Origin of the sequence: Staphylococcus sp. GDB20D11A (assembly GCF_016893255.1) — a bacterium.
In the GTDB taxonomy this organism is placed as follows: Bacteria; Bacillota; Bacilli; order Staphylococcales; family Staphylococcaceae; genus Staphylococcus; species Staphylococcus aureus.
Genome location: NZ_JAFEPJ010000018.1, coordinates 249,680 through 264,032 on the forward strand (window position 1 = coordinate 249,680; position 14,353 = coordinate 264,032).

The 14,353-nt window shown below is 33.6% G+C and carries 13 protein-coding genes; 1 reads left to right on the forward strand and 12 read right to left on the reverse strand.

Going from position 1 to position 14,353, the window contains the following annotated elements; all coding sequences use genetic code 11:
* Window positions 1-142: 142 nt before the first annotated feature.
* Both rpoZ and gmk read right to left on the reverse strand, forming a co-directional pair.
* Window positions 143-361 (reverse strand): DNA-directed RNA polymerase subunit omega, encoded by a 219-nt coding sequence (rpoZ, locus tag JV528_RS11740; RefSeq protein ID WP_000933956.1) that lies wholly within the window; start codon window positions 359-361, stop codon window positions 143-145.
* Window positions 361-984, reverse strand: coding sequence for a guanylate kinase (gene gmk, locus JV528_RS11745; RefSeq protein WP_000368225.1), 624 nt, complete (start codon window positions 982-984; stop codon window positions 361-363). Before gmk ends, rpoZ begins: the two co-directional genes overlap by 1 nt.
* A 274-nt stretch (window positions 985-1,258) precedes the next feature.
* Between gmk and JV528_RS11750 the strand changes: the two genes are divergently transcribed.
* Window positions 1,259-2,956, forward strand: coding sequence for an Rqc2 family fibronectin-binding protein (locus JV528_RS11750; RefSeq protein WP_000312757.1), 1,698 nt, complete (start codon window positions 1,259-1,261; stop codon window positions 2,954-2,956).
* A 315-nt stretch (window positions 2,957-3,271) separates the two neighbouring features.
* Here JV528_RS11750 and JV528_RS11755 read toward each other — a convergent pair whose 3' ends face one another.
* The 10 genes from JV528_RS11755 to pyrR all read right to left on the reverse strand — a co-directional run bounded on the left by JV528_RS11755 (window position 3,272) and on the right by pyrR (window position 14,287).
* The gene (locus tag JV528_RS11755) at window positions 3,272-3,673 is read right to left on the reverse strand and encodes a VOC family protein (RefSeq protein ID WP_000354184.1); all 402 of its coding nucleotides are present in this window, start codon (window positions 3,671-3,673) and stop codon (window positions 3,272-3,274) included.
* A gap of 437 nt (window positions 3,674-4,110) precedes the next feature.
* Window positions 4,111-4,323 (reverse strand): hypothetical protein, encoded by a 213-nt coding sequence (locus tag JV528_RS11760; protein ID WP_000998559.1) that lies wholly within the window; start codon window positions 4,321-4,323, stop codon window positions 4,111-4,113.
* A 29-nt stretch (window positions 4,324-4,352) separates the two neighbouring features.
* On the reverse strand, window positions 4,353-4,964 hold the full coding sequence (pyrE, locus tag JV528_RS11765) for an orotate phosphoribosyltransferase (RefSeq protein WP_001040248.1): 612 nt from the start codon (window positions 4,962-4,964) through the stop codon (window positions 4,353-4,355).
* Window positions 4,964-5,656 carry an orotidine-5'-phosphate decarboxylase gene (pyrF, locus tag JV528_RS11770; RefSeq protein WP_000654063.1) on the reverse strand — a complete coding sequence of 231 codons (693 nt, stop codon included), beginning with the start codon at window positions 5,654-5,656 and terminating at the stop codon, window positions 4,964-4,966. The genes pyrE and pyrF overlap by 1 nt, the downstream gene beginning before the upstream one ends.
* 109 nt (window positions 5,657-5,765) lie before the next feature.
* Window positions 5,766-8,939, reverse strand: coding sequence for a carbamoyl-phosphate synthase large subunit (gene carB / locus JV528_RS11775; protein WP_001126255.1), 3,174 nt, complete (start codon window positions 8,937-8,939; stop codon window positions 5,766-5,768).
* Window positions 8,932-10,032 carry a carbamoyl phosphate synthase small subunit gene (locus JV528_RS11780; RefSeq protein ID WP_086037407.1) on the reverse strand — a complete coding sequence of 367 codons (1,101 nt, stop codon included), beginning with the start codon at window positions 10,030-10,032 and terminating at the stop codon, window positions 8,932-8,934. The genes carB and JV528_RS11780 overlap by 8 nt, the downstream gene beginning before the upstream one ends.
* 1 nt (window position 10,033) lies before the next feature.
* Complete coding sequence (locus JV528_RS11785; RefSeq protein WP_000767028.1) at window positions 10,034-11,308, reverse strand: dihydroorotase; 1,275 nt, start codon at window positions 11,306-11,308, stop codon at window positions 10,034-10,036.
* A gap of 17 nt (window positions 11,309-11,325) precedes the next feature.
* Window positions 11,326-12,207: an aspartate carbamoyltransferase catalytic subunit gene (locus tag JV528_RS11790; RefSeq protein WP_001016166.1), complete on the reverse strand. Its 882-nt coding sequence runs from the start codon at window positions 12,205-12,207 to the stop codon at window positions 11,326-11,328.
* Between the two features lie 27 nt (window positions 12,208-12,234).
* Window positions 12,235-13,542, reverse strand: coding sequence for a uracil-xanthine permease family protein (locus JV528_RS11795; RefSeq protein ID WP_001178619.1), 1,308 nt, complete (start codon window positions 13,540-13,542; stop codon window positions 12,235-12,237).
* A 217-nt stretch (window positions 13,543-13,759) separates the two neighbouring features.
* Window positions 13,760-14,287 carry a bifunctional pyr operon transcriptional regulator/uracil phosphoribosyltransferase PyrR gene (pyrR, locus tag JV528_RS11800; protein ID WP_000003870.1) on the reverse strand — a complete coding sequence of 176 codons (528 nt, stop codon included), beginning with the start codon at window positions 14,285-14,287 and terminating at the stop codon, window positions 13,760-13,762.
* Window positions 14,288-14,353 lie beyond the last annotated feature (66 nt).

The window sequence follows — 14,353 nt, forward strand, 5'->3', positions numbered from 1 at the left end:
TTTTATAGATACAAATTTAGTATTATTATAACATCAATCATTGGATAAACTAAAAAAACACACCTATATAGGTGCGTTTGATTTGGATATGCCTTGACGTGTTTGATATACGTCTTGCTTCACATATTTTTAATGGTCGAAACTATTCTTTACCATAATAATCGCTTGAAATAACAGGGCGAATTTTACCGTCAGCAATTTCTTCTAACGCTCTACCAACTGGTTTAAATGAATGATATTCACTTAATAATTCAGTTTCAGGTTGTTCATCAATTTCACGCGCTCTTTTCGCTGCAGTTGTTGCAATTAAATACTTTGATTTAATTTGTGACGTTAATTGGTTTAATGGTGGATTTAACATTATTTTTTAGCCTCCAAAATCATTTTTCTATACTTAGCTTCTACGCGCTCTCTTTTTAAGTGCTCAGCTTCTACAATACATTGAATTCTATTCTTCGCAAGTTCTACTTCATCATTAACTACAACGTAATCATATAAATTCATCATTTCGACTTCTTTACGTGCTTCGTTAATACGACTTTGTATTTTCTCATCAGATTCTGTTCCTCTACCTACTAATCGCTCTCTCAAGTGATCTAAACTTGGAGGTGCTAAGAAAATAAATAACGCATCTGGAAATTTCTTTCTAACTTGCTTTGCACCTTCTACTTCAATTTCTAAAAATACATCATGACCTTCGTCCATTGTATCTTTAACATATTGAACTGGTGTACCATAATAGTTGCCTACATATTCAGCATATTCTATAAATTGGTCATCTTTAATTAAAGCTTCAAACGCATCCCTAGTTTTAAAAAAGTAATCTACGCCATCAACTTCACCTTCACGCATTTGACGTGTTGTCATTGAAATAGAATACTTATATGATGTACTTGGATCTTCAAATATTCGTTTTCTAACAGTACCTTTACCTACTCCAGATGGTCCTGATAAAACGATTAACAATCCTTTTTCATTATCCATGCCTTACGACCTCTCTAAGCTAATCTTCTATTATTTAAATATGATATCACATTGTTCTTTATATTGTATAGCATATTTGAAATTGCATGCCATAATTTCTATTAGGTCTAACAATATCGTTATATTGCACGATTAATTTTAATTAAATAAATTGAATTGCGAACTTTTAGATAATGTAAAATGTGTGGCATAATGTATGATTCAATAACTATACCGAAAAGTTACAATCATGTTAAAATGAAACGAATGATATGAAGAAGGTGGAAGATAAATTATGGCTTATGATGGCTTATTTACAAAGAAAATGGTTGAGTCTCTACAATTTTTAATAACAGGACGCGTTCACAAAATCAATCAACCTGATAATGACACAATACTAATGGTTGTACGTCAAAATAGACAAAACCATCAATTGTTATTGTCAATCCATCCAAACTTTTCAAGATTACAATTGACTACTAAAAAATATGATAATCCATTTAATCCACCCATGTTTGCGCGTGTTTTTAGAAAACACTTAGAAGGTGGTATTATCGAATCGATTAAGCAAATTGGTAATGATCGTCGCATTGAAATCGATATAAAGAGTAAAGATGAAATTGGCGATACTATTTACCGCACTGTCATCCTTGAGATTATGGGTAAACATAGTAACTTAATTTTAGTAGATGAAAATCGTAAAATAATTGAAGGATTTAAACACTTAACACCAAATACGAATCACTATCGTACAGTAATGCCAGGTTTTAATTATGAAGCACCACCTACTCAGCACAAAATGAATCCGTATGATATTACAGGTGCAGAGGTGTTGAAATATATCGATTTTAACGCAGGTAATATTGCTAAACAATTATTGAATCAGTTTGAAGGATTTAGCCCTTTAATTACGAATGAAATCGTTAATCGTCGTCAATTTATGACTTCATCAACATTACCAGAAGCATTCGACGAAGTAATGGCAGAAACCAAGTTACCACCTACTCCTATTTTTCATAAAAATCATGAAACAGGTAAAGAGGATTTCTATTTTATAAAGTTAAATCAATTTAATGATGATACAGTTACGTACGATTCATTAAATGATTTACTTGATCGTTTTTATGATGCGCGTGGCGAACGTGAACGCGTTAAACAACGTGCGAATGATTTAGTTCGATTTGTTCAACAGCAGTTGCACAAATATCAAAATAAATTAGCGAAGTTGATTGAAGAATATGAGCAGTCTAAAAATAAAGATACTGAACAGTTATATGGTGAATTGATCACTGCTAATATATATCGAATTAAGCAAGGCGATAAAGAAGTGACGGCATTAAATTATTATACGAATGAAGAAGTTGTCATTCCTTTAAATCCTACAAAATCCCCATCTGCAAATGCTCAATATTATTATAAACAATATAATCGTATGAAAACGAGAGAACGTGAATTACAACATCAAATTCAATTGACGAAAGACAATATAGATTATTTTTCAACAATCGAACAACAATTACATCATATTTCTGTCCATGACATTGATGAAATTAGAGATGAATTAGCAGAACAAGGCTTTATGAAACAGCGTAAAAATCAAACTAAGAAAAAGAAAGAGCAGATTCAATTACAACATTATGTATCAACTGATGGCGACGATATATATGTTGGCAAGAATAACAAGCAAAATGATTATTTAACAAATAAAAAAGCTAAAAAAACTTACACATGGTTACACACAAAAGATATTCCTGGTTCACATGTCGTTATATTTAATGATGCACCAAGCGATACGACAATCAAGGAAGCGGCTATGTTAGCAGGATATTTTTCAAAAGCTGGTAATTCTGGACAAATACCTGTTGATTACACGTTAATTAAAAATGTGCACAAACCATCAGGTGCAAAGCCTGGGTTTGTAACATATGATAATCAAAAAACTTTGTATGCTACACCTGATTATGAACATATTCAAAAAATGAAACAATCATAATCAAGTTGTCGACAAATAAACACCTCACCATAAGAAAGGACTACTTTCTTTTGCGAGGTGTTTATTTTTAATTTAATGCGTTCATTGAAACGAAGTATCGTGTTTTTTAATAACGCATCATCATTTAAGTTACAAATTATCTTTGTGATTTTAAAAATGAGTGAAACTAAAATGATAAAGAACTACTAATCATTTATTATGTAGTGGTTCTTTATCATCAACCACAGATAATGTGTACTTAAAATAGGAATACATAGGTAAAACGCATGCATAAGAAAAAGTGTTTCTTTATCATTCAACGCTGTACGAATCCTTTTACTCAGGTAATGCTAATTGAAAACTTACTCCAAACTTATCTTGAACCCAAGCAAACTCTCTGTATGGGGGCATATTCGTTTTTGGCATTAAAATGGCACCTTCATCTTTTAATCCATTAAATAGTCGTTCCATTTCAATAGTATCTTTTACTGTAACAAATAATGAAATCGCAGGATTCATTGGTAATTCTGTGCCACTATTAGCATCAATCGCCATGAATACTTGTCCATTTAATGTAAATATTGAGTGTTGTACAGTCCCAGGATCACCAGGTCCATTTTCACCATACTTAGCCATTGTTATAATCTCACTATCTTCAAATAAGCTTGTGTATAGTTTAACAGCTTCTTCAGCTTGGTTATTAAACATTAAAAATGTCGTGATTTTTGGAATATCCATGCTATGCCTCCTATAGATTGAACTTCTATAACTACTATTATCTTAACATAATTAAAATGACAAAAGCGCGTCGTACCGTTATGTGCACGAATGACAAACGTCTTATTGGCCTGTTGATTAAATCACATAGTTAACGATAAAAAATTACGCAAGATTAAAAATATGATACATATGTTAATAAATGATACTTATCATAGGTATTAATGTTTTGACTTATTGTCAAATTTGATTACAATTAAAATTAAGTTAAAGGAGGGACGTTATGTTACATTATGTGATTCCAGTATTAGTCCTATTACTCGTATTCTTAATTGGTTGGATTTTAATAAAGTTAATTATCCGCTAATAAATTTTTTATATAATAAAAGCTATAGTGTTTGTAATATTCGGATGCGGTTAAGCAGCCCCTGATATTAAACACTATAGCTTTTTGGTTTTTAAATTTGTCCTTGTTTACGTAATATATCCTTTACATGTTTAAATAAATCATCATTATGATTTATAGTTGTTTTATTTTTTATATGTTTTTGCTTCGTTGAACTTTCGTCGACATCGTGACTACTAGATAGATTGGAATCATTTGAATGATTGATAAATTCGTTACAATGTTTTATCTTCCCATATAAATCATTAGATGTTTTGTCATTCATTTGTTGAATTCCTCCTTCTAGTGTCTATATTATGCTAAGTTGTCTCTCCATTCAACTAATGTTTGGATATCTTCACTAGAAATTTTACCTTCATTTTCAGCTACTTCAATTAATTCATTATAATCACTTAAAGTGTAAAAAGGTAGTTGAATATTGCTAAATGTATCATCTGCTTTTTTCAAACCGTAAGTAAAGATAGCTACAACACCTAATACTTCTGCACCTGCTTGTTTTAAGGCTTCAACTGCTGTGACTGAAGATCCCCCTGTCGAAATTAAATCTTCTATCACAACTACTTTTTTACCTTCACTTTTAGCACCTTCAATTTGATTTTGCTTACCATGACTCTTATTTGATGAACGAACATAATTCATTGGTAATTTTAATTTTTCAGCAATAAAAGCTGCATGTGGAATACCAGCTGTTGCAGTACCAGAAATAACTTCTACTTCAGGAAAGTGTTCTTTAATTAAGTTAATTAAACCATCGCGGATTGCGCCTCGAACTAAAGGATAACCTAACGTAACACGGTTATCACAGTAAATCGGTGATTTAATACCTGAACTCCATGTATATAAATCATTTGGTGATAATGTTACAGCTTCAATATCTAATAATGATTTTGCAATTTCTTTAGCCATTATACTAACCAACTTTCTTTAATTTTATGATAACTTTCGACTGGATTGTCACTTTGTGTAATCGGTCTACCGACTACAATATGCGTCGAACCAAGCTGTCTTGCTTCTTCCGGTGTCGTAATACGGTGTTGGTCATCTTGAGATGCCCCTTTAGGTCTAATGCCTGGTGTTACTTTTAAAAATGATGCACCTAACTTTTCAGTCAACATACGACTTTCAAGAGGTGAACAAACAACGCCATCTAAACCAGCTGCATTTGCTAACTTGGCATAATTTAAAACGGCCTCTTCAATCGATGTTTGTATATTTTGTTCGTGTCGTAACATGTCTTCTGTTGTTGACGTAAGCTGTGTTACAGCAATAATTTTTGTATGTTGATTATGTTTTCTTAATCCTTTAATGGCCTCAGACATCATTTTTACGCCACCAGCAGCATGAACATTTACCAGATCAACATTCAATTTAGCTAGTCCTTCCATCGCCTTACCAACTGTATTAGGAATATCATGCAGTTTCAAATCTAAAAATACATCATGGCCTCTTTCTTTTATCTCATTAATTAATTGAGGACCTTCTTGATAAAAAAGTTCCATACCTACTTTTACGAATAATGATTCATCAAATAAATCTAAAAATTGATTTACTTTTTCTTTTGATTCAAAATCTAATGCAATAATTGGTAAATCTTTCATCATATATGTCTCCCTTTACGTTAAGAAATTCATTAAAATAATGAGACTGTAATATAAACTTCTTTAAGTAAATGGTTAATTACAGCCCCACCGATACAGTTTGATTGATTTACATTTGACGCATTGTAAATGTCATACTTTCAATTACATTCGTTAAGGCATTAGCTGTATCTAAAGATGTCAAACATGGAATACCATTTTCAACTGTAGTACGTCTAATTTGGAAGCCATCTCTTTCTACTTCTTTACCTTTAGTCATTGTATTTATAACGATTTGAACATCACCATTTTGAATACGTGTTAATAAATCATTTTCGCCACCAATTTTGCCTACTACTTCTGCAGGTATGTCATACTCAGCTAATTTATTAGCTGTTCCAGACGTTGCTAAAATTTTATAGCCAACTTCATTTAAGCGTTGTGCCAATTTAACAACTTCCTCTTTATCTTTGTCACTGACGGTCATTAATACTGTACCGTGATCTTTAACTTCAACACCACTACCTGTTAACCCTTTGAATAACGCCTTTTCTAATGTTGTATCTTTCCCCATTACTTCACCTGTAGACTTCATTTCAGGTCCTAAAGTAATATCAACATTTTTCAATTTATTAAAACTAAATACCGGTGCTTTCACAAATACACCCTCAGCATATGGTTGAACCCCTTCTTGATAACCCATATCTGTTAGTTTTTCCCCAATGATTGCTCGCATAGCTAATTGTGCCATTGGAATATCAGTAATTTTACTTAAGAATGGTACCGTTCTACTAGAACGTGGATTTACTTCTAAAACATACACACCATCGTGAGCTATAACGAATTGAATGTTGATTAAGCCAATGATGTTTAAACCTTTAGCTAATTTTATAGTATAGTCCTCAAGCGTTGCTAACTCGTCTTCTGTCAAAGTTTGTGGCGGATATACAGCGATTGAGTCACCACTATGCACACCAGCACGTTCAATATGTTCCATAATTCCTGGAATAATGACCGTTTCTCCATCACAAATCGCATCAACTTCAATTTCTTTACCAGTTAAATATCTATCGACTAATACCGGATGTTCCGGACTCGCTTTTACAGCCTGGGTCATATAGTTTTCTAACTCTTTGTCATTGTCTACAATTTCCATTGCGCGACCACCTAATACATAAGAAGGTCTGACTACAACCGGATATCCGATTTCTGCAGCATTCGCTAATGCTTCCTCAGGTGATGTAGCTGTTTTCCCTTGTGGCTGTGGCACGTTAATTTTTCTTAATAGTGCTTCAAATTCTTTTCTATCTTCAGCACGATTTAGATTTTCTAGTGAAGTACCAAGTATTTTAACACCATGTTTAGCCAATTTGTCTGCTAAATTAATCGCTGTTTGTCCTCCAAATTGTACAACGACACCTTTAGGCTTTTCTAAATTAATGATATTCATCACATCTTCTTCAGTTAAAGGTTCAAAGTATAATTTGTCAGAAATTGAGAAGTCTGTTGATACTGTTTCTGGATTGTTATTCACAATTATCGCTTCGTACCCTGCTTTTTGAATTGCCCAAACGGCGTGAACTGTCGCATAGTCAAATTCTACACCTTGGCCGATTCGAATTGGTCCAGAGCCTAATACTAAGATTTTTTCTTTGTCAGTAATTATGGATTCATTTTCAGTTTCATATGTACCATAATAATATGGTGTTGAAGATTCAAATTCAGCTGCGCAAGTATCAACCATCTTGTATACAGGTTTAATATCATTTTCCATACGCAATTGATATACTTCTTCTTCCGTCATATTAAAGCGATGCGCTATTGTTTTATCACTAAATCCATAATCTTTTGCATATTTAAGATATTCTAAATCACCTTGATGTTCTTTTAGTTGATGCTCAATATCAATAATGTTTTGGAACTTGTGTAAGAAGAAGTAATCTATCTGAGTCATATTATGAATTTCTTCTAATGTTGTGCCTCTTCTAATTGCTTCGCCGATGAAAAATAATCGTTCATCATCTTGGTGTGAAATACGTTCTTTAATATAATCAAGATCGAAGCTTTCACCATTTGGTAATCCTAAGTGATGCACACCATACTCAAGTGATCGAATTGCTTTTAACAATGATTCTTCGTAAGTTCGACCAATGGCCATAACTTCACCTGTTGCTTTCATTTGTGTGCCAAGCTCTCGTTCTCCTTTTTCAAATTTATCAAAAGGAAATCTTGGTATTTTTGAAATCACATAGTCTAAAGTTGGTTCAAACGCTGCATAAGATGTTCCTGTAATTGGATTTAACATTTCATCTAATGTTAGACCAACCGCGATTTTAGCTGCTAATTTTGCAATAGGATATCCTGTTGCTTTTGAAGCTAACGCTGATGAACGTGATACACGCGGATTTACTTCTATAATATAATAATCGAATGAATGCGGATCTAATGCTAATTGAACATTACAACCACCTTCGATACCTAAAGCTCGAATAACTTTTAATGAAACATCACGTAACATTTGATACTCAACATCTGATAATGTTTGGCTAGGAGCCACAACAATTGAATCGCCTGTATGAATACCAACTGGATCAATATTTTCCATGTTACATACAACGATGGCATTATCGTTTTTATCACGCATTACTTCGTATTCGATTTCTTTAAAACCTGCGATAGATTTTTCTAATAAACATTGCGTTGCTGGACTATAATGAAGACCATTTGAGACGATTTCATGTAATTCTTCATCATTATGACAAATACCGCCTCCGGTACCACCCATCGTAAATGCTGGTCTAACAATTAGCGGGTATCCCACTTGCTCTTTGAATTTAAAGGCTTGCTCTACTGTATTTACAATGTCACTCTCTGGCACAGGAACGTTTAAATCATTCATTAATGTTCTAAACATTTCACGGTCTTCTGCTTGTTGAATTGATGTTAGCTCAGTTCCTAATAATTGAACGTTATTATCTTGAAGCACACCACTTTCGTGTAGTTGAATCGCCATGTTTAAACCTGTTTGACCACCTAAAGTTGGAAGTAAAGCGTCAGGTTGCTCTTTACGTATAATTCGCGCTATAAAATCATGAGTTAACGGTTCAATATATACTTTATCCGCAATTTCCTTATCAGTCATGATTGTCGCTGGATTTGAATTTACAAGAATAACTCGGTATCCCTCTTCTTTTAAAGCTAGACATGCTTGTGTTCCAGCATAATCAAATTCAGCTGCTTGACCTATGATAATTGGCCCAGACCCTATTACTAATATTGTTTTGATATCATTACGTTTAGGCATTGATATGACGCTCCTTTTCCTTAAAATTAGTCATCATTGCTACAAAATCATCAAATAGATAGTTTGAATCTGACGGTCCTGGATTTGCTTCAGGATGGTATTGAACAGAAAATGCTGGTAATGTTTTATGTTTTAAACCTTCTACAGTACCATCATTTAATGCAAGATGAGTAACTTCTAAATCAGTACTTTTTAACGAATCTATATCTATTGCATATCCATGGTTTTGACTCGTAATATCAATTTTTCCAGTCTCTAAATTTTTAACTGGATGGTTCGCACCACGATGACCAAACTTCATTTTAAATGAGCTTGCTCCTTGAGATAATGCAAAAAGTTGATGTCCTAGACAGATACCAAAGAACGGAATTTTCCCTAAAATTCCTTGAATCATTGGAATCGCACATTCTACAACTTCAGGATTACCTGGTCCGTTTGATAGCATAACGCCATCTGGAGCCATTGCTAAAATTTCTTCGGCAGTAGTTGTATATGGTACAACTGTGACGTTACAACCTCTGACGTTTAATTCTCGAACAATATTTTGCTTCTTACCAAAGTCTACAAGTACGACACTTAGATCCTTACCTGTCGAAACATACGGTGTTTTAGTCGAAACGATTTCTACTTCGTTTTTAGGTAATTCTACTTGTTGTAAATGTTTGACAAGTTGATCAATATCTTCTTTTCGATCAGTAAAACCAGCTTTTAACACACCGTGTTGTCGAATTTTACGCGTAATACTTCTTGTATCAACACCTGCAATCCCTGGAATTTGATGCAATTCTAAAACGTCATGAAGTGTCTTTTGTTGTCTAAAATTACTTGGATGCGCACTCGCTTCTTTCACTACAATACCGTTTAATGTAGGTACTAATGATTCAAAATCGTCTCTATTGATACCATAATTACCGATTAATGGATACGTAAAAGTAATGATCTGACCTGTATATGATGGATCTGAAATAGTTTCTTGATAACCTGTCATCGCTGTATTAAATACAATTTCTCCTACAGTTAAGTTATCAGATCCTAAACGGTAGCCTTCGTAAAAAGAACCGTCTTCTAACACTAGATAACGTTTGCTTTGCATATTATTTATCCCCCTCAAATTTAACTTCGCCTTCAACCATTGTTAAGATCGGATTTCCATAAACTTTATAGCCGATAAATGGTGTATTATCTGCTTTTGATAAGAAATCTTCACCTTTAATTTCTTGTTCACTATCTAAATCAATGATTGTTAAATCTGCATAACCATTTTCTTTTAATGTGCCGTATTCTAAATTAAATGTCTCACATGGTTTAATTGTTAAGTAATCTACTAATTGTTGTAATGTCCAATCACCATTTTTCACAAAATGTGTATATAATAATGGGAATGCTGTTTCACTACCAACAATTCCGAATGGTGCTTTTTCCATTGGTTGTGCTTTTTCATCACGTGCATGTGGTGCATGGTCTGTTGCGATACAGTCAATTGTACCGTCTAGTAACCCTTCTAACAAAGCCTCTCTATCTTCAGTACTTCTCAATGGTGGATTCATTTTATAAATGGCATTGTTACCAGGAATATCATCTTCTGTTAACAATAAATGGTGTGGTGTAACTTCAGCTGTAACATGAATGCCTGCGCGTTTAGCATCACGAATGACTCTAACACTTTCTTTAGTAGAAACATGACACACATGATAATGACAACCTGCTGCTTCAGCTAATAGTACATCTCTTGCGATTTGAACAGATTCACAAATGTTTGGAATACCCGGTATACCTAACTCTTTACTGCGTTTCCCTTCATGCATTGCACCACCATAGATTAATGAATTATCTTCACAGTGTGCTACGATGGCTTTGTTTACTTTTGCAGCTTCAATCATGCCTTCATACATCATGCTTGCAGTTTGTACTCCTACACCGTCATCTGTAAACGCAAAGGCACCTTCTTTTACTAGTGCTGGGAAATCAACCAATTCTTTACCTAATTGACGTGTTGTAATTGAAGCATAAGGTAATACACGTACTTGAGCATTGTCATCGATTAATTTTTGTAAAGCTTCAAAATGTTCTACAGAATCTGGTACCGGTCTTGTGTTAGGCATTGGACATACAGTTGTAAATCCGCCTCTAGCAGCAGCTTTAGTACCAGTTTCAATTGTCTCTTTATATTCACCACCAGGTTCGCGTAAATGAACATGAACATCGACAAATCCAGGTGACACAAAGTGACCTTTCGCATCTATGATGTCAACACCATTGCTTGGTTCAATTGCAGGTGCAATTTGTTTAATTACCTTACCATCAATTAAAATATCTGCTTGTTGTAATTCGCCATTTTGTAATACTTTACCGTTTTTAATTAATTTCATCATTTTCGTCCCCTTACCTATTTTAATAATTCATCAATGACTGCCATTCTTAAGTAAACGCCATTTTCCATTTGCTTAAAAATTCTTGATTTTGAAGCTTCTACTAAATCGCTTTGTATTTCTACTCCTCTATTCACAGGTGCCGGATGCATAACAATAGCATGTTCTTGTAATTTGTTATAGCGCACTTCATTTAAGCCATGCTTTTGATGATAATCATCTGCTGCAAATCTAGTTTCTTCTGCAAGCCCATGTCTTTCATGTTGAATTCTTAATAACATAACTATATCTACTGTTTCTATAACATCATCTATATTTACATAAGGTGCTTCTAAAGAATCATCAATCCAAGCATTTGGGCTATTAAACATTACGTTTGCACCTAATGCTTTTAAACTATGGTAATTACTACGTGCGACACGTGAATTTTTAATGTCTCCACAAATCAATACATTCAAGCCTTCAAAATATCCATATTCTTCATATATCGTCATTAAATCAAGCAAACTTTGTGTTGGATGTTGTCCACTACCATCACCAGCATTCGCAATTGGGATGTTAATATTCGCTAATTTTTCATAGTAGTTATTAAACGGATGTCTAATGACTAATAAATCACAGCCAATACTTTCTAAAGTTTTACATGTGTCATATAAAGATTCACCTTTTGAAACAGATGATGTTGATGTTTCAAAGCTAATCGTTTTTAACCCTAGCTTAAGTTCTGCCATTTCAAAACTACATTTTGTTCGAGTAGAATTTTCAAAGAATAAATTTGCGACATATTTCCCTTCAAAGTTTGGTAGTTGACGTTCACCAGATTTAAATTGACTTGCCTTTTGGATAAGTTTGTATATTTGATCTGTAGATAAATGTTCCATTGATAATAAATGATTCATAAAAGCGCCCTCCTTAATTTGTAAATCTTAATTGTTTTGTTTTTTCTCTTTAGGTAAGATTAAGTTCAAAATAATTCCTGAAAGTGCAGCTAATGCCATCCCCTCAATTTGAAGGTTGATACCAATTTCTTTTAAGTTAAATACTAAATTACCGATACCTACAACTAAAATTACTGAAGCTATAACTAAATTTCGATTGTTCGCAAAATCTACTTTGCTTTCAACTAACATTCTTAAACCACTTGCTGCAATAATACCGAAAAGTAATATAGATACTCCTCCCATAACTGGTGTAGGTATAGAAGAAATTAATGCAGTGAACTTACCAATGAATGCTAAAACAATTGCTATAACTGCCGCACCACCAATGACGTAAATACTGTATATTCTTGTAATCGCTAATACACCGATATTTTCACCGTATGTTGTACTTGGTGGTCCACCAATAATACTGGCAAACATTGTAGAAACACCATCACCAATGATTGATTTATCAAGTCCTGGCTTTTCAAAGAAGTTTCTACCTACGATTTTATTCAGTACCATTTGGTGCCCAATATGTTCACTTACTGTTACAAATACAATCGGAATCATTACAAGTACAAGTCCTAAGTGAAATGAAGGTACATAATCTTTAAATGGCAGATAAATATGAGGGAAATCTATCCATTTTGCTGACATAATTGCATCAAATTTCACAATCCCCATAAAAATCGCTACCACATAACCTACGATAATACCTACAAGTACTGGAATTAAAGATAGAAATCCTTTAAAAAATCCTTGAACGACTATTGTTACAAGCAAGGTTATCATTGCAACAATTAAGAAACTGATATTGTAACCTTTCATATCTCCAGGATTTTCATACATTGCCATATTGACTGCAGTAGGCGCTAAGCTTAAACCAATTACCATGATGACTGGTCCTACAACAACTGGTGGTAATAATTTCATTAACCATGCTGTCCCACTTAATTTGATTAGAATCCCGATGATGACGTACATAACACCACTCATGAATAATGCTACAAGCATGTCTCCTAAGCTATGTGTACTTAATCCCGTGATAATTGGTGTGATAAATGCAAAGCTAGATCCCAAGTATGCTGGTATTTGCGCCTTCGTTATTAAGATATAAAGTAATGTACCGATTCCCGAAGCTAGTAACGCTGCGGATATTGGTAATCCTGTTAAGAATGGTACTAGTACTGTTGCGCCAAACATCGCAAATAAATGTTGTAAGCTTAAAAATGCCCATTGCGCTGGTTGTGGTTTTTCATTTACATCTAGTACAGGTTTTACTGTTCGTTCAAACATTTCATCATTTTGCATAATATTCATTTCCTCCGATAATAAAAAAATCTCTTTACATCAGTATATGTAAAGAGACAAAAAGTGTGACAAGTTGCTACAAGTCATTTTCGTCCGTAGAAATTGACTTATAGTTGTCGAACATGAGGGTATTATTAGATAAACAAGCATATGAAAACTTATTTATCATTCAACTCCCCCACCTTTTTCAGTCTCTCGTACTGAATTAAAAGGGGTATTATTTAATTATAACTGCATTTCTTTGATCCATTTCTTCTAAATAGACACTTACCGTTTCCTCTTTAGAAGTAGGTATATTTTTACCAACAAAATCTGCTCGAATTGGTAACTCACGATGTCCTCGATCAACCAAGGCAGCTAAACCAATTTTAATAGGTCTAGCATTTAGCAAAATAGCATCAAGTGAAGCACGAACCGTTCGACCAGTATACAGCACATCGTCAATAATGATGACTACTTTATCTGTAATATCTGTGTCAATGTCTATTGCGTCTTTTGTCGTAAGTGATGACATGTGCTCTATATCATCTCTAAAGTATGTAATATCAATTGTTCCTGTAGGTATACGTTGTTGCTCAATTTGATGAATTTTATCTTGTATACGATTTGCTAAATATTCACCTCTTGTTTTGATACCTAAAAGAATTAAATTATCAGTACCTTTGTTATACTCCAAAATTTCATGAGCGATTCTCGTTACTGTACGTTGTATTGCGGCATCATCCATTATGATACGTTCAGACATATTCTCACCCTTTCAAAATTTAGAAACAAAAAACCTCATGTCTTTAATATCGACATGAGGTTTAGT

Excerpts from the sequence above, each read along its gene's own strand:
- rpoZ (WP_000933956.1), bottom strand. The coding sequence starts at position 361 with ATGTTAAATCCACCATTAAACCAATTAACGTCACAAATTAAATCAAAG.
- gmk (WP_000368225.1), bottom strand. The coding sequence starts at position 984 with ATGGATAATGAAAAAGGATTGTTAATCGTTTTATCAGGACCATCTGGA.
- JV528_RS11750 (WP_000312757.1), top strand. The coding sequence starts at position 1,259 with ATGGCTTATGATGGCTTATTTACAAAGAAAATGGTTGAGTCTCTACAA.
- JV528_RS11755 (WP_000354184.1), bottom strand. The coding sequence starts at position 3,673 with ATGGATATTCCAAAAATCACGACATTTTTAATGTTTAATAACCAAGCT.
- JV528_RS11760 (WP_000998559.1), bottom strand. The coding sequence starts at position 4,323 with ATGAATGACAAAACATCTAATGATTTATATGGGAAGATAAAACATTGT.
- pyrE (WP_001040248.1), bottom strand. The coding sequence starts at position 4,964 with ATGGCTAAAGAAATTGCAAAATCATTATTAGATATTGAAGCTGTAACA.
- pyrF (WP_000654063.1), bottom strand. The coding sequence starts at position 5,656 with ATGAAAGATTTACCAATTATTGCATTAGATTTTGAATCAAAAGAAAAA.
- carB (WP_001126255.1), bottom strand. The coding sequence starts at position 8,939 with ATGCCTAAACGTAATGATATCAAAACAATATTAGTAATAGGGTCTGGG.
- JV528_RS11780 (WP_086037407.1), bottom strand. The coding sequence starts at position 10,032 with ATGCAAAGCAAACGTTATCTAGTGTTAGAAGACGGTTCTTTTTACGAA.
- JV528_RS11785 (WP_000767028.1), bottom strand. The coding sequence starts at position 11,308 with ATGAAATTAATTAAAAACGGTAAAGTATTACAAAATGGCGAATTACAA.
- JV528_RS11790 (WP_001016166.1), bottom strand. The coding sequence starts at position 12,207 with ATGAATCATTTATTATCAATGGAACATTTATCTACAGATCAAATATAC.
- JV528_RS11795 (WP_001178619.1), bottom strand. The coding sequence starts at position 13,542 with ATGCAAAATGATGAAATGTTTGAACGAACAGTAAAACCTGTACTAGAT.
- pyrR (WP_000003870.1), bottom strand. The coding sequence starts at position 14,287 with ATGTCTGAACGTATCATAATGGATGATGCCGCAATACAACGTACAGTA.